The sequence below is a fragment of the Comamonas testosteroni TK102 genome (assembly GCF_000739375.1).
Taxonomy (GTDB): domain Bacteria; phylum Pseudomonadota; class Gammaproteobacteria; order Burkholderiales; family Burkholderiaceae_C; genus Comamonas; species Comamonas brasiliensis.
Map to the genome: position 1 here is coordinate 1242844 of NZ_CP006704.1, position 17732 is coordinate 1260575.

Sequence of the window (17732 nt, forward strand, 5' to 3'; positions counted from 1 at the left end):
ATCAGACACTGAAGGAGTGGAAAACCGCGTTGTATTGACGGGCCTTCTCGCAGAGCAAGCTGCTTTGCGCTACACGCCCGCCGGATTGCCTGCCCTGGATTTGCGAATTGAACACAGTTCGCAGCAACAAGAGCTGGGCAGTGCGCGCAACGTGAATGCATCTGTCAAGGCTGTTGCCTTTGGCGCCCTGGCTGAAAAGCTGGCCCGCCAAGCACCCGGTAGCCAATGGACCTTTCAAGGTTTTCTGGCCACGCCGCGCAATAGCAAGATGCTGGTTTTACACATTCAGGATATTCAACAAAATTAATTTTCAAGAGGTCCAGCAATGGCCACGTTCAAGAAATTCAACAAGGACAAGCGTCCTAAGCGCAACACCCAGTCGCTGCTGTTCAAGCGCAAGCGTTTCTGCCGCTTCACAGTCGCCGGCGTCGAAGAAATCGACTACAAGGATGTCGACACCCTGCGTGACTTCATCGCCGAAAACGGCAAGATTGTGCCCGCACGCCTGACCGGCACGCGCGCCATCTATCAGCGTCAGCTGAACACAGCCATCAAGCGCGCTCGCTTCCTGGCTATGCTGCCCTACTCTGACCAGCACAAGATCTAAGGAGCACGACAATGCAAATCATTCTGCTCGAAAAGGTTGTGAACCTGGGTAACCTGGGCGATATCGTCAAGGTCAAGGACGGTTACGCTCGTAACTTCCTGATCCCCTCCGGCGCTGCACGTCGTGCAACAGCTGCTGCCAAGGCTGAATTCGAAGCCAAGCGCGCTGAGCTGGAAAAGGCTGCTGCCGAGAAGCTGGCTGCCGCTCAAGAACTGAGCGAAAAGCTGAACGGCGCCAACGTGAAGATCACTCAGAAGGCCGGCGTTGACGGTCGTCTGTTCGGCTCCATCACCAACGCCGACATCGCTGAAGAACTGGTCAAGGCCGGTTTCGCAGTGAACAAGTCGCAAGTGCGCATGCCCAACGGCCCCATCAAGACCGTTGGCGACGCCACTGTGGTGGTGGCTCTGCACACCGACGTGGCTGCAGAAGTGGCTGTCTCCGTGCACGGCGACCACTCCTAATTCAGGCTCTGTTCTGAATTGGCAAAAAGCCGCCTTCGGGCGGTTTTTTGTTTTCCGGTAATTGTTTGTCTCGCCGGCGTTTTTCTCGTCGCCTGCCGTGACGTTGCCACCGCCTCCCGCTACGATGGAGGACTTGTCTCTAGGAGTCTCATGTCGTCAGTAATGCCCCCGCTTGATCTGCAAGATGATGCATTCGCCCCGGTTCCGCCTGCAGACCAGCAGGTGGCGCAACTGCGTGTGCCGCCGCACTCCATGGAGTCGGAATCTTCGGTGCTCGGTGGTCTGCTGCTGGACAACAATGCCTGGGAGCGCGTGGGCGACCTGCTGAGCGACGGCGACTTCTATCGGCACGAGCACAAGCTGATCTTCGAAGCCATAGGCAAGCTGATCAATGCCAGCAAGCCGGCCGACGTGATCACGGTCTACGAGCATCTGCAGGGCATGGGCAAGGCCGAGGAAGTCGGCGGCCTGATGTACCTGAACCAGTTGGCGCAATATGTGCCCAGTGCCAGCAATATCCGCCGCTATGCGGAAATCGTGCGTGAGCGCGCCATCTTGCGCAAGCTGGTCACGGCCAGCGACGACATCGCGACCAATGCCTTCAATCCTCAGGGCAAGACCGTGGAGCGCATCCTCGACGAGGCCGAGCAGAAGATCATGGCGATCGGCGAGGAGGGCGCTCGCAACAAGCAGGGCTTCCAGTCGCTGGATACGTTGGTGGTGGATCTGCTGGACCGGGTCCAGGAGATGGCCGACAACCCCATGGATGTGACCGGCGTCCCCACGGGCTTTGTCGATCTGGATCGCATGACCTCGGGTCTGCAGGCCGGCGACATGGTGGTGCTGGCGGCGCGTCCCTCCATGGGCAAGACCTCGTTTGCCGTGAATATTGCCGAGCATGTGGCACTCAACGAGGGTTTGCCGGTCGCCATCTTCTCCATGGAAATGGGCGCGGCGCAGCTGGCGGTTCGTATCGTCGGCTCCATCGGCCGCGTCAACCAGGGCAATCTGCGTACCGGCAAGCTCAGCGACGACGAGTGGCCGCGTCTGACCGAGGCCATCGAGCGCCTGCGCACGGTGTCGCTGCATATCGACGAAACTCCAGGCCTGTCCCCGACCGAGCTGCGTGCCAATGCACGTCGTCTGGCGCGCCAGTGCGGCAAGCTGGGCCTGATCGTGGTCGACTACCTGCAGCTGATGAGCGGCTCTGGATCGGCCGCCAGTTCCGACAATCGCGCGACCGAGCTGGGCGAGATCTCGCGGGGCTTGAAGATGCTGGCCAAGGAGCTGCAATGCCCGGTGATTGCGCTGTCCCAGCTCAACCGCTCGGTGGAGCAGCGTACCGACAAGCGCCCCATGATGTCCGACCTGCGTGAATCAGGCGCCATCGAGCAGGACGCGGACATCATCATGTTCATCTACCGCGACGACTACTACAACAAAGAGAGCAAGGAGCCCAATATTGCCGAGGTCATCATCGGTAAGCAGCGTAACGGGCCGACGGGGACGGTGAAGCTCTTCTTCCAGAAGAACCAGACGCGTTTCGAGAATCTGGCACAAGGCTACGGCACGGATGAATACTAAAAAGCATAGCTTCCAGCGCCTGTGGTTTATGGATTTCAGAACTCTATGAGTATTAAATCTATGAATAACGGGTGCTAGCAGCTATCAAATTGAATGTGGACATAAGAAAAGCCCGCAAGGCACAGGCCTTGCGGGCTTTGTTTTTGAGTGGCTGCGGCGCTAGCGGCTGAACAGGTAGATGCCAAGACCGATCATGCACAGTCCCAGCACGCCACAGGCCCAGGCCAGGCGCTGTGCGCCTATGCGCAGCGCCCCCACGGTCGCGACGATCTGGGCATTTTGCTGGGCCAGCTTCTCGATGATCTCCAGCGACTGGCGCTGCGACTGCTCCAGCTGGGCGATGCGCTCTTCCTGCCGCTGGATCAGCAGCAGCGCCTGCTCGCCGGCGGAAGCCGGTGGCGAAATGCGCTGCCTGGCGCCGTCCGCGCTGGCATCCTGCTCGCGCGCTTCGGCCTGGGCCTCTTTCTTCTTGAGCATGCCCTGGGCAGCCTTCACCACCTGGGGCGTGGCCTTGATGACCTCGCCCCAGGGCACGAGCTTGAGCGCCGCGATCCAGCTGGTCACTTACAGCACCTCGCTGGCGAAGTCCGCCAGGCGCGAGCGTTCGCCGCGCGCCAGGGTGATGTGGCCGCTGTGGGGCCAGCCCTTGAAGCGGTCCACCACATAGGTCAGGCCCGAGCTGCCTTCGGTCAGGTAGGGGGTGTCGATCTGGGCCAGATTGCCCATGCAGATGATCTTGGTGCCGGGGCCGGCACGGGTGATCAGGGTCTTCATCTGTTTGGGCGTCAGATTCTGGGCCTCGTCGATGATGACGTATTTGTTCAGGAAGGTGCGACCGCGCATGAAGTTCATGCTCTTGATCTTGATGCGGCTGCGGATCAGTTCATTGGTGGCGGCGCGCCCCCATTCGCCGGCATTGCCGCCGTCGCCCTTGGCCAGGAACTCCAGGTTGTCGTCCAGGGCACCCATCCAGGGACCCATTTTTTCCTCTTCGGTGCCGGGCAGGAAGCCGATATCCTCGCCCACGCTCACCGTGGCGCGCGTCATGATGATCTCGGTATAGCGGCGCTCGTCCAGCACCTGGGCCAGGCCGGCGGCCAGGGCCAGCAGGGTCTTGCCGGTGCCTGCCGTACCGGTCAGCGTGACAAAGTCGACTTCGGGGTTGACCAGCAGGTTCATCGCGAAGTTCTGCTCGCGATTGCGTGTGGAGACGCCCCAGACGGCATTCTTCGGATTGCCGAAGTCGCGCAGCGTCTTGAGCACGGCCGTCTTGTCGCGGATCTCGGTCACGCGCATGTAGAGGCTGGGCTCGCCCGGTGCCTCGTAGTAGACGAACTGGTTGATCATCAGCTGGTCGACGATGACGCCGCTGACGCGGTAGTAGGTGATGGCGCCTTCCTGCCAGCTCTCCACATTCTTGCCGGCCTTGGTCCAGAAGTCGTGCGGCAGGGCGAGGGCGCCCGAATACAGCAGATCGCCGTCTTCCAGCACCTTGTCGTTCTGGTAGTCCTCGGCAGCCAGGCCCAGTGCGCGCGCCTTGACGCGCATATTGATGTCCTTGGACACCAGCACCACTTCGCGGTCCTTGTGCTGCTCGCGCAAGGCCGCGACCACGCCCAGAATCTGGTTGTCGGCCTTGCCCTGGGGCAAGCTGTCGGGCAGGGATGCATCCAGGGGATTGGTCTGGAAGTACAGCGTGCCGGTGGCGCTGCGCTGGCCCGTGGCATTGAGCGGCAGGCCTTTTTCGAGGCCATCTGCGGGCTGGGAGGCAACCAGGGAGTCCAGCGTGCGGCTGACCTGGCGGCCGTTGCGCGCCACTTCGGTCATGCCCTTCTTGTGATTGTCCAGCTCTTCCAGCACGACCATGGGCAGGAAGATGTCGTGTTCCTCGAAGCGGAACAGGCTGCTGGGGTCGTGCAGCAGCACATTGGTGTCCAGCACGAACAGTGTGGTCGGGCCGGTGCGCGTATTGCGGGCGCGGCGGGCGGGCTTGGCAGCCGCGTCGGCGGGTTTGGCGGATGCTGCGGCGGCTGGCCCTGTCTTTGCGGCGGCAGCCGAAGCTGCGCCAGCCGAAGCTGCGGCAGTGGGTGTTGCAGCAGCAGTCGTTGTGGCGGTCTTGCGCGGCTTGGCGGTTGCAGTGGTCGAGGTGGCGGGCTTGCTGTTGCTGCGGCGCGGCCTGGTGGCTGCGGGAGCGGTCTCTGGAGCTGCGCTCAGGGCTGCTCCGGTGGAGGGGTTCAGATCCTCGTCAAGCTCTGCAGTCTGCCTGGCAGACTTGCGGATGGACGAAAAGGCTTCTGCGGGGAGCTTTGCGGCGCGGTGGCCGGGTGCGGGGGGCAGGGGCATAGTGGACGAACCGTTCTCAACAAGATTCAAAAAGCACAAAGCCGCCTGGAAACCGAGGCGGCTTTGGTGGGGTGAACAGAGAATACTGCGTAGCACTGAGGCATGCCCCATTATGCATAGGCCGCGAGGGCCTGAACGCAGTATTTCCTGTTTTGCCTTGTTTAAAGACTTTGAAATACTTTGCGTGTAGATAATTGCAAGGTTTTCAGTCCCGGCGGGGCTCAGGCCACCTTCTTGTCCTGAGTCTTCAGGCTTTTGACGGCCTTGAGCACTTCGTCCACGTGGCCGGGAACCTTCAGACCGCGCCATTCCTGCATCAGGATGCCGTCGGCGCCGATCAGGAAGGTGGAGCGCTCGATGCCCTTGACCTTCTTGCCGTACATGATCTTGTTCTTGACCACGCCAAACATGTGGCACATCTTCTCTTCAGTGTCGGCAATCAGCTCGAACGGCAGTTCCAGCTTTTCCTTGAAGTCGTTGTGCGAGTTCATGTTGTCGCGCGACACGCCGAACACGGTGGCGCCAGCCTTCACGAAATCCTTGTACTTATCGCGGAATTGCATTGCTTCCGTGGTACAACCCGGCGTGTTGTCCTTGGGGTAGAAATACAGGATCAGAATCTGGCCGTTGTGCGAGGTGTTGGACACCTTGACGCCGCCGGTGGCGTTGGCTTCAAATTCTGGGAGTGGTTTGTTGACAACGATCGCCATGCGCTTGTATCTCTCGGGTGTGTTCGTTGAAATGCCGAGGGCGTCGGTGGTATTTTTGTTTTTATCAATCGATCGCCCCCAACCGCAACCTGCGATTTTACCCTGAAATACGTATTTCTCTCAATGTAAGCTCAGAAGTCTATGCTAGCAGCAGGGCTGCGACCACGTTGCGGCCTTCGCTGGCCAGAACGTTATAGGTGCGGCAGGCCGATGCGGTGTCCATGCTCTCCAGGCCAATGCGTTTGGCGATCAGCGGCTTGAGCCAGGCCACAGGCGGAAAACGGTTCTTGCTGCCGCTGCCGAAGAGCACGACTTCCGCATCCAGCTTGGCAAGTTCCTCGAAATGCTCGGCCGTCAGGTCTTCGAAGCGGGTGCAGTTCCACTCGGTCAGCAGGCCGCGGGCTCCGACCAGCAGACTGGTTTCATGGTTTTGCTTGTCAACGGCGATCCAGCCCGGGCCATAGCCTGTGATGGTTTGCGCATCGGATTTGTCTGCATGAAATTTCATGATGGAGAGTGTGCGTAATCGGTGCGCTGGACGGGTGCGATGGCTGCTGTCTCCATACAGAGAGGGTGGGGACATTGCTGCAGCGCGGAACTGTGCTTAAATTATAGGTTTCACCATGGCATTTAATACGCCCTGGCGTGCCTGAAATCCTTTTGTATTGATTCGCATGAAAACCGTTCAAAAATCCGCCAAATTAGCAAACGTCTGTTACGACATCCGCGGGCCGATCATGGACGCGGCGAAGAAGATGGAGGACGACGGCCAGAAGATCATCAAGCTCAACATCGGCAATCTGGCCGTGTTCGGCTTCGATGCTCCCGAGGAAGTGCAGCAGGACATGATCCGCAACCTTCCCAACTCGGCAGGCTACTCCGACAGCAAGGGCATCTTCGCGGCGCGCAAGGCCGTGATGCACGAAACCCAGCGTCAGGGCATCAAGGGCGTGACACTGGACGATATCTATCTGGGCAACGGTGCTTCGGAGCTGATCAGCCTGGCCACCAACGCGCTGCTGGACAACGGCGACGAGATGCTGCTGCCTGCGCCCGACTATCCGCTGTGGACGGCTGCCACCAGCCTGTCCGGCGGCACGCCCGTGCATTACATGTGCGATGAGTCCAATGGCTGGATGCCCAATATGGACGACATCCGCGCCAAGATCACGCCGCGCACCAAGGGCATCGTCGTCATCAACCCCAACAACCCCACGGGTGCGCTTTACTCCAGGGAGCTGCTGCTGCAGATCGTGGAGCTGGCGCGCGAGCATGGCCTGGTCATCTTTGCGGACGAGGTCTACGACAAGGTGCTGTACGAGGATGCCAAGCACACGCCGCTGGGCAGCCTGTCCATCGATGTGCTGACCATCACCTTCAATTCCCTCTCCAAGGCCTATCGCTCGTGCGGCTACCGTGCCGGATGGATGGTGATCTCGGGCGACAAAAAGCCCGCCAAGGATTACATCGAGGGCCTGAACATGCTCTCCAATATGCGCCTGTGCGCCAATGTGCCCGGCCAATGGGCGGTGCAGACGGCACTGGGCGGTCATCAGAGCATCGATGCTCTGGTGCAGGAGGGCGGTCGACTGCGCGTGCAGCGCGATCTGGCCTGGGAGCTGATCAACGCCATTCCCGGCGTGAGCTGCGTCAAGCCTCAGGGCGCGCTGTACATGTTCCCGCGCCTGGATCCCGCCGTCTATCCGATCCAGGACGACCAGGAGTTCTTCCTCGAAGTGCTGCAGGAAACCAAGGTCATGCTGGTGCAGGGCACGGGTTTCAACTGGCCCGAGCCTGACCACTTCCGCATCGTGTTCCTGCCGCATGAGGCAGATCTGCGCGAGGCCATCAACCGGCTGGCAGCCTTCCTCGAGAAGTACCGCAAGCGCCATGGCACGGACAAGCCCAAGGCAGTGCCGGCAGAAAAGGCACTCAAGCCTGCCAAGGCTGAGAAAGCCGCGTAACTTATCTTTTTGATAGCTGGTGGCGCTTGATTTTCAAGCGCTCAGCGCTTTTTTGACCTTAGAACTTATGAAACCCATCCAAGTAGGCCTGTTGGGCATTGGCACCGTAGGCAGCGGTACTTTCAATGTGCTGGAACGCAATCAAGACGAGATTCGCCGTCGTGCGGGTCGCGGCATTGAAATTACCATGGTCGCCGACTTGGATACCGAACGCGCCAGGAGCGTGGTGGGTGACAAGGTCAAGGTGGTCGGCGACGCGCGTGAAGTCATCGCCAACCCCGATATCGATGTGGTGGTCGAGCTGATCGGCGGCTACGGCATTGCCAAGGCCCTGGTGCTGGAAGCCATCGCGGCCGGCAAGCATGTGGTGACCGCCAACAAGGCCCTGCTGGCCGTGCACGGCACGGAAATCTTCAAGGCTGCGGCCGAGAAGGGCGTGATGGTGGCCTATGAAGCCGCCGTGGCCGGTGGCATTCCCATCATCAAGGCCCTGCGTGAAGGCCTGACCGCCAACTCCATCCAGTGGGTGGCCGGCATCATCAACGGTACGACCAACTTCATCCTGTCCGAAATGCGCGACAAGGGCCTGGACTTCGACGTGGTGCTCAAGGAAGCACAGCGTCTGGGCTACGCCGAAGCCGACCCCACCTTCGACATCGAGGGTGTGGACGCTGCCCACAAGGCCACGCTGATGAGCGCGATTGCCTTCGGCATTCCCGTGCAGTTCGACAAGGCCTATGTGGAAGGCATCACCAAGCTGGCCGGCGTCGATATCCGTTACGCCGAGCAACTGGGCTACCGCATCAAGCTGCTGGGCATCACCAAGCGCACGGACAAGGGCATCGAGCTGCGCGTGCACCCCTCGCTGGTGCCTTCCAAGCGTTTGATTGCCAATGTGGAAGGCGCGATGAACGCCGTGGTGGTGAACGGCGATGCCGTGGGCACCACGCTGTACTACGGCAAGGGCGCCGGGTCCGAGCCCACCGCCTCCGCCGTGGTGGCCGACCTAGTGGATATCGCCCGCATGGACGGCTCCGATCCTGCCCACCGCGTGCCTGCGCTGGCCTTCCAGAGCAGCAGCCTGGCTGCCGCCGGCAGCGAGCTGCCCGTGCTGCCCATGGCCGAGGTCGTGACCAGCTACTACCTGCGCATCCGCGTGGCTGACGAAGCCGGAGTGCTGGCCAAGATCACCGGCTTGCTGGCCGGTGCCGGCATCAGCATCGATGCGGTGCTGCAGCGCGAGGCCGACGAAGTGGGCGGCGAAGGCTCGACCCAGACCGACCTGATCATCCTCACGCACGACACGCGCGAAGGGGATATGGACAAGGCGCTGGCCGAAATCCAGGGTCTGCCCACGGTGCTGGCTCCCATCACCCGCATCCGCAAGGAAGAGCTGAACTAAGGACTTGAGCATGTACCGTCGCACTCAAAGCGGTTTATTCCCTGTTCAGTGCGGTGTCGGTATTGCAAACTCCTTCAAAGGCTGGCGCCCTATGGCGCCAGCCTTTTTGCTTTTGGTGGCAGCGGGTGCGCAAGCGGCGCCCGTCGATGTCTATCGTGGCACGCTGGGCGGCTCGGCGGTGGTGATGGAGCTGGGCAAGCCGGGTGAGGATGGTGAACGCCAGGGGCGCTATTTCTATCTGCGGCATGGAGTGGATATTCCGCTGCGGGGCGCGCTGAATGCGCTGTCTGAGGCGCGTCCTTTGAATAACGACTGGGCGCGTGAAAGCGGCGGCGAGCCTCCCGTGTTGACCGACTCCCAACAGCGCCGCATCGTTTGGCAGCTGCGCCAGCAAGGCAATGCTTTGGCAGGTGAATGGGTGGATGATATTCATGGCAAAAAACTGCCGCTAGCCCTTACCCATATTGCGCAGTACGACCCTGAAAAGATAGCGCCATTCGGTGTGGAGGCCGTGACGTTGGCGATTGTGCAAGGTGCGGACAGCGGTATTGCATCGGGCGTTGCCATCTCGGCGCAGGCCACGCCCTACGACTATCTGAAAGTGGCCGAGCAAAAGCTGGAGCAGGGCAAGGAAGTGGTGGTCAGCCCCATGCTGGCCTGGAGGCCGGTGCGCGACGCGCGTACCCAGTTCTGGTATCCGCGCCTCACGCGCCATCCGGATGCCAAAATTCTGGCGCAGACCAATACCGTTCTGGAGCAGCGCCACTGGGGCATGAGTCTGGAGGCGCTGGCCTGTGTGGGCTCGATCTACCAGAACGCTGGCCCGGCGGCAGGCTCACTGGGGGACTTCAATAACGAGTCGATCAAGGTGACGTACCTCTCAAGCGCCTTGATGAGTGTGGTGGAGTCCGGTTCAACCGGTTGCGGCGGCGCGCACCCCAACAATCATTACGACCCCTTTGTGCTGGATTTGCTGCGGGGCGGCTATATGGACTTCACCCGCCTGCTCAAGGACGTGAAATATGGCGAGTACAAGCTGGAATACGGTGATCGGCTGTCACGTTTTCTGAGCAAGGCAGTGAGCCGGTATTCCGAGGATGACAAGGAGTGCACCGAGCTCCTGCCTCAGTACATGGCGCTGATGTTCGACAAGCCCGACAAGATGAGTTTTGTGATTTCAGGCATAGGCCATGCCATGGGAGTGTGCCTGGGCAGCGGCGTCAGTGTCCCGTTCAAGGAACTGAAGCCCTATATCAAGCCGGGGGCGCAGCGCTATTTCCAACCCTGAGTCCCCGTCGGCGCGATATGAGGCAATGGCGTTGGCCGGTCTCTGCATTCGCGCGCAGTCACATCGGGCTTGCTGACCGATAATGACTAGCTTGGCGGCACGACTTCTGTCCGTTTGGCTGCTGGTTCCGAATTTTAGTTTTTGGCGAGTTTGAGATGCTGTATCTGTCCACCCGCGGCCATGCTGACCGCAAGCGTTTTTGCGACATTTTGCTCGAAGGTCTGGCTCCCGATGGCGGCCTGTACCTGCCCGTCGAGTATCCCCGGATCGACGATGCCAAGCTGAGCCAGCTGCGCGAGACGCTGGCCACCAAGGGCTATGCGGCCCTGGCCTTCGAGATTCTGTCGCTCTACATTGACGACATTCCGGCCGAAGATCTTCGCGCCCTGTGTGCCAAGACCTATACCAAGGAAGTCTTTGGCAGCGACGCCATCGTGCCCGTGCGCCAGCTTGACGGCGTGCTGCACATCGAAGCCCTGTCCAACGGCCCCACGCTGGCCTTCAAGGACATGGCCATGCAGCTGCTGGGCAATCTGTTCGAGTACGAACTGGCCCGCCGCAACGAGGAGCTGAATATCCTGGGTGCCACCAGCGGGGACACCGGCAGCGCGGCCGAGTACGCCATGCGCGGCAAGAAGGGCGTGCGCGTCTTCATGACCAGCCCCCACGGCCGCATGAGCCCCTTCCAGCAGGCGCAGATGTTCAGCCTGCAGGACGAGAACATTCACAACATCGCCATCGAAGGTGTGTTCGACGACTGCCAGGACATCGTCAAGGCCGTCTCCAACGACCACGCCTTCAAGGCCCAGTACAAGATCGGTACGGTCAACTCCATCAACTGGGCACGTCTGCTGGCCCAGGTGGTCTACTACTTTGCCGGCTATCTGCAGGCCACCCGCTCCAATGACCAGAAGGTCAGCTTCACCGTGCCTTCCGGCAACTTCGGCAATATCTGCGCAGGCCATGTGGCGCGCCAGATGGGCCTGCCGATCGCCAAGCTGGTGGTGGCCACCAACGAAAACGATGTGCTGGACGAGTTCTTCCGCACCGGCGTCTACCAAGTGCGAGGCTCGGCCAATACCTACGAGACATCGAGCCCCTCGATGGACATCTCCAAGGCCAGCAATTTCGAGCGCTTTGTGTTCGACCTGGTGGGCCGCGACGGCGTGCGCACCCGGCAGCTGTTCGCCGAAGGCGTGGCCAAGGCGGGCAAGTTCGATCTGAGCACAGATCCCGCCTTCAAGGATGCGGCTGGCAAGTATGGTTTTGTGAGCGGCAAGAGCACCCATGCCGACCGTCTGGCCACCATCAAGGACACTTTCGAGCGCTTTGGTCAGATGATCGACACCCATACCGCCGACGGCGTGAAGGTGGCGCGCGAGCATCTGGGTGCCGAGCCCATGCTGGTGCTGGAAACCGCTCTGCCCATCAAGTTTGCGGCAACGATCGAAGAAGCATTGGGCCGCCAGCCCGACCGTCCCGCCAAGTTCAACGGCATCGAAGACCTGCCCAAGCGTGTGGTCGTCATGGCCTCCGACGTGGACCAGGTCAAGGCCTTTATTGCCGAAAACTGCAAATAAAGCCTTGCGGCGTTAAGCTTGAAAAGCACCTGTGGCTTGGCGACAGGTGCTTTTTTCTTTGAATAAAATAGTCGCTATTCGCTTATTCATCAAGCGTTAGTAGCTATCAAAATTATATTGAAATCAAGATGAAGGTCATAGGCTTTGCCGGATATTCGGGCGCGGGCAAGACGGCCCTGGTCGAGGCGCTGGTGATGCTGATGAGGCAGCGCGGGCTGCGGGTCTCGGTCATCAAGCATGCCCACCATGACTTTGATGTGGATCGCGAAGGCAAGGACAGCTGGCGCCACCGCAAGGCAGGAGCCTACGAGGTGCTGCTCGCGTCCGACAGGCGCATGGCGCTGATGCGCGAATACGAGCAGCCTGCGCAGCCCAGCGTGCACGACATGCTGGCGCAGCTGGACCCCAGCGTGGATTGGGTGCTGGTCGAAGGCTTCAAGCACGGCGAGCTGCCCAAGATCGAGGTCTGGCGGTTGCAGCAGGACAGGCTGGACAAGGGCAAGAGCCTGGAGCCGCTGTTTGCGCACGACCCTCGGGTGCTGGCCGTGGCCACCGATGCAGCCCGGGATCTGCCGCAAACGCCGGTCCAGCCCGTGCTGGACCTGAACCAGCCCCGGCTTGTGCTGCAATGGCTGCTTGCACATTCGGATTCTCTGCAATACAAGAACTAAGGAAAGACACAGCAATGCAAGCACCACAGACGCCCCGCAAGCCGCTCAAGCCTCTGGATGAAGCCCTGCAGGAGCTGCTGGCCCATGCCCGGCCCCAGGCCGGCGCACAGCTGGTGGACACCTTTGATGCCGATGGCCGCGTGCTGCTGCAGGCAGCCGTCTCGCCGCTGCAGGTGCCGCCTCAGGATAACTCGGCCATGGATGGCTATGCAGTGCGCGCCGCTGAATGCGCGGGCGGCATGGCGGTGCTGCCGGTGTCGCAGCGCATTCCCGCCGGCACCTCGCCTGAGGCCCTGGCTGCAGGCTCCGTCGCCCGCATCTTCACGGGCGCGCCCGTGCCGGCCGGGGCCGATGCCATCGTCATGCAGGAAGACTGCGAGCTGCTCGAAGACGGCCGCGTGCGCATCAAGGCCGAGCCCCGTGCCGGGCAGTGGATTCGCCGCGCGGGCGAGGACATCACGCAGGGAGCGACCGTGATCGAGGCCGGCACGCGCCTCACGCCGGCCCACCTGGGTCTGGCCGCCAGCATGGGCTTTGCCCGCCTGCAGGTGGCACGCAAGCCGCGTGTGGCCTTGTTCTCCACCGGCGATGAACTGGTCATGCCCGGCACCGTCGCTCCGCAGGACATGCCTGCGGGCAGCATCTACAACAGCAACCGCTTCTTCTTGCGTGCATTGCTGTTGCGCATGGGCTGCGAGGTGACGGATCTGGGCATTGTTCCCGACGACCGCGAGGCCACGATTGCCGCACTGGCCGATGCCGCCATGGACCACGATGTGATCGTCACCAGCGGCGGCGTCTCCGTGGGCGAGGAAGACCATATCAAGCCTGCCGTGCAGGAGCTGGGGCAGCTGGATCTCTGGCAGATCAGCATCAAGCCTGGCAAGCCTTTTGCCTATGGCCGCGTCAATCGCGAGTCCGGCACGGGCTTTGCGCATTTCATCGGGCTGCCTGGCAACCCGGTCTCCAGTTTTGTCACCTTCCAGGTGCTGGTGCGCCCCTTCCTGCTGCGTCTGCAGGGCGTGGAGAACGTGCTGCCGCGAGCCATAGAGGCGCGCGCCGATTTCGAGTGGCCAAAGGGCGACAAGCGCAGAGAGTTTCTGCGGGTGCGCTACAACGAGCGTGGGGGGCTGGAGTTGTTCAGAAACCAGAGCTCGGGGGTGCTGACTTCCACGGCCTGGGGCGATGGCGTGGTGGACAATCCCGCAGGCAGCACGATTGCCATGGGAGACAGCGTGCGCTTTATCCCGTTTGCCGAACTCATGGGCTGATGGAGTTGGAGATGAAGACCGTTACGATTCGATATTTCGCCTCGATTCGGGAGGCCCTGGGCACAGGCAGCGAAAGCCTGCAGACTCCGGCAGCCACCGTGGGAGCGTTGCGCGAGCAACTGATGAGCCGCGGCGATGCGGCTGCTCAGGCGCTGGCTGCTGGCAAGGCTGTGCGCATGGCGCTGAACCAGGATATCTGTGATGCCGATGCCGTGCTCAGCAATGGCGACGAAGTGGCGTTCTTCCCGCCTGTGACGGGCGGCTGATGAGCCTTGCCGCCTGTTGCCTCAGACACCGCTGCTGTGCTGCTCCCGCCATGGTTGCGGGGTCAGCCCCTGAGTCATATATCCATCTCTAATCACATGACCGAAACCGCCGACCCGTCCACGCCGGAAGTCAATCCCGAGATCAGCGCCCGCACCCGCAAGGCGTTGGCCCAAGCGCGTGAGCGCGGTGTCAAGCTTGGCACGGCCGGTGCGGCCAATATCCGCGCCACGGTGGAAAAGCGCAAATCGGCGGCCGATGCCTTTGCCAGACAGCATGAAGCGCTGTTTGCCGCTTTGCAGGAACAAGGACTGACCCACCGCGCCATGGCGGCCGAACTCAATGCACGGGGCATTGCGGCGGCCAAGGGCGGCGAGTGGACCCATGGTCAGGTGCAGCGCATTCTGAACCGCTATGCGGACTGGAAGGCCGCCGAGTCGGCCCCGGCCTGAGGCCGTCAGGCCGATCCCGAGCCGTGCTGCGTCTGCTGCAGGGCTTTTTTGATGGGACAGCAGAGAGGCTGTCAGGCCACGCGGCGCGCAGGCGGCAGCTCGGGGTTCAGGTGGCCTGCCGCACGACTGCTTGCTGCCTTGTGGCTGCCAGTGCCAGCAAGCCCAGCACAATCAGCATCAGGCCATAGCCATAGGTGGTGGGCACCAGCCCCAGGCTCTGGGTCAGCAGTCCTGCGGCGATGGCGGGCAGGCTGAAGGCCAGATAGCTCAGCACATAGATGGTGGACAGCAGGCCGCCGCGTTCGTGCGGCTCGGCCAGCGGCAGCACGCTGCGCAGCGCGCCCTGAAAGCCCACGCCAAAGCCCGCGCCGGCAATGATGGAGGCGGCCACCATCAGCGTCAGGCTGTGGCTGGCCACGCCCAGCAGCAGTATCACGATGCCCAGGGGCAGCACCGAGCCGCCAAAGCGCAGCATGCGCTGGGTCGTCCAGTGGCGCAGCAGCCAGATGGCCGCAGCGGCGCTCAGGGTGTTGATGCACACGGCCAGGCCTGCCATCAGGGTGGAGCCGGTGATCACGCGCAGCAGGGTGGGGCCTAGCGACAGGTAGAAGCCCGCCAGCGCCCAGGCGGCGATATCCAGCGGCGCCATGCGCAGGAAGGCCGGGCGGATATGCGCGGGAAGGCGGATGCGAGGGCGCATGGAGGCCAGGGCTCCGCTGCGGCGGCTGACGGTTTCAGGCATCACGGCGATGGCCCAGGCCGATGCCGCAAAGACCAGCAGCAGCCACCAGTAGATCTGGTGCAGCCCGTCATGGCCCTGGCTGGCCAACTGGTTGGCGCCGAACACTCCTGCTGCCATGCCGATCATGGGAGCCAGCGTGTTGATCAGCGCACCGCGTTCGCGGTCCATATCGAGCAGGGCCGCGCCCAGGGCCGCACTGGCCATGCCGGTGGCAAAGCCCTGCACCACGCGAGACCAGAGCAGGGCTTGCGCATCCTGTGCATGGGCAAACATCAGCATGGAAACTGCCTCCAGCCCCAGGGCGGCAAGAATGACGGGGCGTCGGCCCAGGTAATCGGACAGTGCGCCCATGGTGAGCAGGGCGACGAGCAGGCTGAAGGCGTAGACCGCGAAGATCAGGGTCAGCATGCCCGACGAAAAGCCCCAGGCCTGCTGGTAGAGGCGATACAAGGGCGTGGGAGCGCTGGAGGCCGCCAGAAAGCTGGCCAGGGTCAGGGCGACAGCAGCCATATTGCGGGTGCTGGACACCGCAGTCTGGGATACAGAGGATGTGGACATGGAAAAGCAGGCTCCGCTACCATAAAAGCAAATTTTTTGCGTTTGCGTATTCTGCGTTAACTTCTCATTAACGCAAATATTTAGCTTTAATGACCATGATTGCAAAAGACCCGGTCCAATCCCGGCCTGGCGGGCGCAGCTCCCGTGTACAGGCCAGCGTGCATCAGGCGGTGAGGAAACTGCTGGAGCGCATGCCGCGCGAGGAGCTGACCTTCCCCCTGATAGCCACCGAAGCCGGCGTCACGCCTTCCACGCTGTACCGCCACTGGGGCGATCTGCCGCAACTGCTGGCCGATGTGGCGCTGGAGCGCATCCGTCCCATTGCCGAGCCGGCGGACACGGGCAGCCTGCATGGCGATCTGCAGGCCTGGACCGAGCAATACATCGAGGAAATGGGCTCGCCTCTGGGGCGTACCTTGCTGCGCGATACCTTGGTGGCGACCCAGGAAGATCAGGTGACCTGCGCCTGCGTGGACATCATCCGGGAGCAGCTCGGCATTGTGCTGAGCAGGGCCCGGGCGCGCGGCGCTTCGGGTCCCGATGTGGACACCTTGCTGGATCAACTGGTGGCACCCATCGTCTATCGCATTCTCTATGGTCTGCAGCCCGATGTGGCTTTCGGGCGCAAGCTGGTCGAGCAGCTGACACCTGCGCAGATCTGAGGCGCTTGCACTAGAATCGCAGCTCACAGGTGCAAAAGGGGCGCCTGCCCGCACAAGAGGCTCTCACCCTTGCTTTAGGCAGCGTGTTCACGCTCGATTCGATGTTCTGTCAGACCATGGTTGTTCCAAGGGCCCAGCGCGGGGGCTCCGATGCAACCTGGAGCACTGTCATGACTTCATCTCTCCATCCCCAGGCGCGGCGCGCGCTGACGCGGGACTACAAACAGGCGTTTCCCGCCATGGGTGTCTACGCGGTGCGCTGCGATGCCGCCGATTTGTTGCGCCTGGGTGCCAGCCGCAATGTGGACGCAATACTCAACCGCCTGCGGTTCGAACTGAGCAATGGCTCCCGGCGCGATGCGGCACTGGCCCAGGCCTGGGCCCGCCATGGCGCACAGGCATTCCGTTTCGAGGTACTGGACCGCATCAAGGAACGCGACGACCCCTTGTTCGACTATGACGCCGAACTTCAGGCCCTGCTGTCTCTGTGGCAGCAAGAGCTGCAAGGGGTGCAGTCATGAGCAGCGAAACCGTGAATGCCATGAGCTCAGGCCAGGCGCTGCCCGCTGGTGCTGCAGCGATTGATCCACCGGGTCCGGCCATGGGGGCAAGTTCTGCTGCGGAACGCCTGTCGCCGCAGGCCCTGATCGACGAGATCAAGGTGCGTGCCCGCGTCCGCTTGAGCCGTGCGCGTCGCGAGGGGGCTGCAGGCTCGACCAGCTTGCGCGACCACTTGCATCAGGCTGCGCGCGAGGCCGGCTTTGCCGGCTGGGAGCAGGCGCGTCGGGTGCTGGGAGCGCTGGCGGCACCGGGAGATGACATGGGTAGCTTCTGGCATGTGCCGCGTAGCGGCATTCTTCTGCACATCTGGTTCAGCGAGTACGCACAGGCGCGCAGCGTGCTCGCACAGCAGGTGGATGGTTTTTTGCTGCCTTATCGGCGCCAGTGCTTCATCGTGCAAGCACCGTTCATCGAGGCCTTGGGTCTGAACCCAGCCGACCCGGCCTGGGCCGTCATCGGGCGCGATCTGGTCGCCGCCTATGGAACGCCTGCCTGGCGGTCCTTGGCCTGGCAGCGTCTGCATGCGCCTGCCGGAGCCTTCTGATCTAGCTCCGGCGTTTGAAGCGAAAAATGCTGGTCTGAAAGCGCTGAAAACCGCTTCTGTCCGGG

At 62.0% G+C, this 17732-nt stretch carries 20 protein-coding genes; 15 read left to right on the top strand and 5 right to left on the bottom strand.

Features of this window, described 5'->3' with window-relative positions; translation table 11 throughout:
* Positions 1 to 16: 16 nt before the first annotated feature.
* The 4 genes from priB to dnaB all read left to right on the top strand — a co-directional run bounded on the left by priB (position 17) and on the right by dnaB (position 2655).
* Positions 17 to 307: a primosomal replication protein N gene (gene priB, locus O987_RS05565; protein WP_003076580.1), complete on the top strand. Its 291-nt coding sequence runs from the start codon at positions 17 to 19 to the stop codon at positions 305 to 307.
* An 18-nt stretch (positions 308 to 325) separates the two neighbouring features.
* Positions 326 to 607 carry a 30S ribosomal protein S18 gene (rpsR, locus tag O987_RS05570; RefSeq protein WP_003057920.1) on the top strand — a complete coding sequence of 94 codons (282 nt, stop codon included), beginning with the start codon at positions 326 to 328 and terminating at the stop codon, positions 605 to 607.
* 11 nt (positions 608 to 618) lie between these two features.
* Entirely contained in the window at positions 619 to 1071 is a 453-nt protein-coding gene (rplI, locus tag O987_RS05575; protein ID WP_043371083.1) for a 50S ribosomal protein L9, read from the top strand.
* A gap of 150 nt (positions 1072 to 1221) precedes the next feature.
* Entirely contained in the window at positions 1222 to 2655 is a 1434-nt protein-coding gene (gene dnaB / locus O987_RS05580; protein WP_003057916.1) for a replicative DNA helicase, read from the top strand.
* A 159-nt stretch (positions 2656 to 2814) separates the two neighbouring features.
* Here dnaB and O987_RS05585 read toward each other — a convergent pair whose 3' ends face one another.
* The 4 genes from O987_RS05585 to O987_RS05600 form a co-directional block, all read right to left on the bottom strand.
* On the bottom strand, positions 2815 to 3219 hold the full coding sequence (locus O987_RS05585; protein ID WP_043371084.1) for a hypothetical protein: 405 nt from the start codon (positions 3217 to 3219) through the stop codon (positions 2815 to 2817).
* Positions 3220 to 4998 (bottom strand): PhoH family protein, encoded by a 1779-nt coding sequence (locus O987_RS05590; protein ID WP_043371085.1) that lies wholly within the window; start codon positions 4996 to 4998, stop codon positions 3220 to 3222. It abuts the gene before it with no gap.
* Positions 4999 to 5219: 221 nt separating this feature from the next.
* The gene (locus tag O987_RS05595; protein WP_003057908.1) at positions 5220 to 5708 is read right to left on the bottom strand and encodes a peroxiredoxin; all 489 of its coding nucleotides are present in this window, start codon (positions 5706 to 5708) and stop codon (positions 5220 to 5222) included.
* 139 nt (positions 5709 to 5847) lie between these two features.
* On the bottom strand, positions 5848 to 6216 hold the full coding sequence (locus tag O987_RS05600; protein ID WP_003057904.1) for an Mth938-like domain-containing protein: 369 nt from the start codon (positions 6214 to 6216) through the stop codon (positions 5848 to 5850).
* 166 nt (positions 6217 to 6382) lie between these two features.
* Here O987_RS05600 and O987_RS05605 point away from each other — a divergent pair, with 166 nt between their 5' ends.
* From O987_RS05605 to O987_RS05640, 8 genes are all read left to right on the top strand, one after another.
* The gene (locus O987_RS05605; RefSeq protein ID WP_003057902.1) at positions 6383 to 7672 is read left to right on the top strand and encodes a pyridoxal phosphate-dependent aminotransferase; all 1290 of its coding nucleotides are present in this window, start codon (positions 6383 to 6385) and stop codon (positions 7670 to 7672) included.
* A gap of 67 nt (positions 7673 to 7739) precedes the next feature.
* Positions 7740 to 9074, top strand: a complete 1335-nt coding sequence (locus tag O987_RS05610) for a homoserine dehydrogenase (protein ID WP_003057897.1) — start codon at positions 7740 to 7742, stop codon at positions 9072 to 9074.
* Positions 9075 to 9165: 91 nt separating this feature from the next.
* Positions 9166 to 10362, top strand: coding sequence for a hypothetical protein (locus tag O987_RS05615; RefSeq protein ID WP_043371086.1), 1197 nt, complete (start codon positions 9166 to 9168; stop codon positions 10360 to 10362).
* Positions 10363 to 10517: 155 nt separating this feature from the next.
* Entirely contained in the window at positions 10518 to 11942 is a 1425-nt protein-coding gene (gene thrC / locus O987_RS05620; protein ID WP_043371088.1) for a threonine synthase, read from the top strand.
* Positions 11943 to 12070: 128 nt separating this feature from the next.
* Positions 12071 to 12613, top strand: coding sequence for a molybdopterin-guanine dinucleotide biosynthesis protein B (mobB, locus tag O987_RS05625; RefSeq protein ID WP_043371090.1), 543 nt, complete (start codon positions 12071 to 12073; stop codon positions 12611 to 12613).
* A 14-nt stretch (positions 12614 to 12627) separates the two neighbouring features.
* Positions 12628 to 13884, top strand: coding sequence for a gephyrin-like molybdotransferase Glp (gene glp / locus O987_RS05630; RefSeq protein WP_043371092.1), 1257 nt, complete (start codon positions 12628 to 12630; stop codon positions 13882 to 13884).
* A gap of 11 nt (positions 13885 to 13895) precedes the next feature.
* Positions 13896 to 14150 (top strand): molybdopterin converting factor subunit 1, encoded by a 255-nt coding sequence (gene moaD, locus O987_RS05635; protein ID WP_043376124.1) that lies wholly within the window; start codon positions 13896 to 13898, stop codon positions 14148 to 14150.
* A 96-nt stretch (positions 14151 to 14246) separates the two neighbouring features.
* On the top strand, positions 14247 to 14600 hold the full coding sequence (locus O987_RS05640; RefSeq protein WP_003057881.1) for a recombinase family protein: 354 nt from the start codon (positions 14247 to 14249) through the stop codon (positions 14598 to 14600).
* Positions 14601 to 14706: 106 nt separating this feature from the next.
* On the opposite strand, the gene O987_RS05645 is transcribed toward O987_RS05640, so the two are convergent.
* Entirely contained in the window at positions 14707 to 15900 is a 1194-nt protein-coding gene (locus tag O987_RS05645) for an MFS transporter (RefSeq protein WP_051962117.1), read from the bottom strand.
* A gap of 89 nt (positions 15901 to 15989) precedes the next feature.
* Between O987_RS05645 and O987_RS05650 the strand changes: the two genes are divergently transcribed.
* From O987_RS05650 to O987_RS05660, 3 genes are all read left to right on the top strand, one after another.
* Positions 15990 to 16562 (top strand): TetR/AcrR family transcriptional regulator, encoded by a 573-nt coding sequence (locus O987_RS05650; RefSeq protein ID WP_200879591.1) that lies wholly within the window; start codon positions 15990 to 15992, stop codon positions 16560 to 16562.
* A 170-nt stretch (positions 16563 to 16732) separates the two neighbouring features.
* Positions 16733 to 17083, top strand: coding sequence for a GIY-YIG nuclease family protein (locus O987_RS05655; RefSeq protein WP_003057875.1), 351 nt, complete (start codon positions 16733 to 16735; stop codon positions 17081 to 17083).
* Positions 17080 to 17667: a hypothetical protein gene (locus O987_RS05660; RefSeq protein ID WP_043371094.1), complete on the top strand. Its 588-nt coding sequence runs from the start codon at positions 17080 to 17082 to the stop codon at positions 17665 to 17667. Before O987_RS05655 ends, O987_RS05660 begins: the two co-directional genes overlap by 4 nt.
* The last annotated feature ends 65 nt before the right edge of the window (positions 17668 to 17732 follow it).

Coding starts and splice junctions, on each gene's coding strand:
- rpsR (WP_003057920.1), top strand. CDS start 326: ATGGCCACGTTCAAGAAATTCAACAAGGACAAGCGTCCTAAGCGCAAC.
- rplI (WP_043371083.1), top strand. CDS start 619: ATGCAAATCATTCTGCTCGAAAAGGTTGTGAACCTGGGTAACCTGGGC.
- dnaB (WP_003057916.1), top strand. CDS start 1,222: ATGTCGTCAGTAATGCCCCCGCTTGATCTGCAAGATGATGCATTCGCC.
- O987_RS05590 (WP_043371085.1), bottom strand. CDS start 4,998: ATGCCCCTGCCCCCCGCACCCGGCCACCGCGCCGCAAAGCTCCCCGCA.
- O987_RS05595 (WP_003057908.1), bottom strand. CDS start 5,708: ATGGCGATCGTTGTCAACAAACCACTCCCAGAATTTGAAGCCAACGCC.
- O987_RS05600 (WP_003057904.1), bottom strand. CDS start 6,216: ATGAAATTTCATGCAGACAAATCCGATGCGCAAACCATCACAGGCTAT.
- O987_RS05605 (WP_003057902.1), top strand. CDS start 6,383: ATGAAAACCGTTCAAAAATCCGCCAAATTAGCAAACGTCTGTTACGAC.
- O987_RS05610 (WP_003057897.1), top strand. CDS start 7,740: ATGAAACCCATCCAAGTAGGCCTGTTGGGCATTGGCACCGTAGGCAGC.
- O987_RS05615 (WP_043371086.1), top strand. CDS start 9,166: ATGGCGCCAGCCTTTTTGCTTTTGGTGGCAGCGGGTGCGCAAGCGGCG.
- thrC (WP_043371088.1), top strand. CDS start 10,518: ATGCTGTATCTGTCCACCCGCGGCCATGCTGACCGCAAGCGTTTTTGC.
- mobB (WP_043371090.1), top strand. CDS start 12,071: ATGAAGGTCATAGGCTTTGCCGGATATTCGGGCGCGGGCAAGACGGCC.
- glp (WP_043371092.1), top strand. CDS start 12,628: ATGCAAGCACCACAGACGCCCCGCAAGCCGCTCAAGCCTCTGGATGAA.
- moaD (WP_043376124.1), top strand. CDS start 13,896: ATGAAGACCGTTACGATTCGATATTTCGCCTCGATTCGGGAGGCCCTG.
- O987_RS05640 (WP_003057881.1), top strand. CDS start 14,247: ATGACCGAAACCGCCGACCCGTCCACGCCGGAAGTCAATCCCGAGATC.
- O987_RS05645 (WP_051962117.1), bottom strand. CDS start 15,900: ATGTCCACATCCTCTGTATCCCAGACTGCGGTGTCCAGCACCCGCAAT.
- O987_RS05650 (WP_200879591.1), top strand. CDS start 15,990: ATGACCATGATTGCAAAAGACCCGGTCCAATCCCGGCCTGGCGGGCGC.
- O987_RS05655 (WP_003057875.1), top strand. CDS start 16,733: ATGACTTCATCTCTCCATCCCCAGGCGCGGCGCGCGCTGACGCGGGAC.
- O987_RS05660 (WP_043371094.1), top strand. CDS start 17,080: ATGAGCAGCGAAACCGTGAATGCCATGAGCTCAGGCCAGGCGCTGCCC.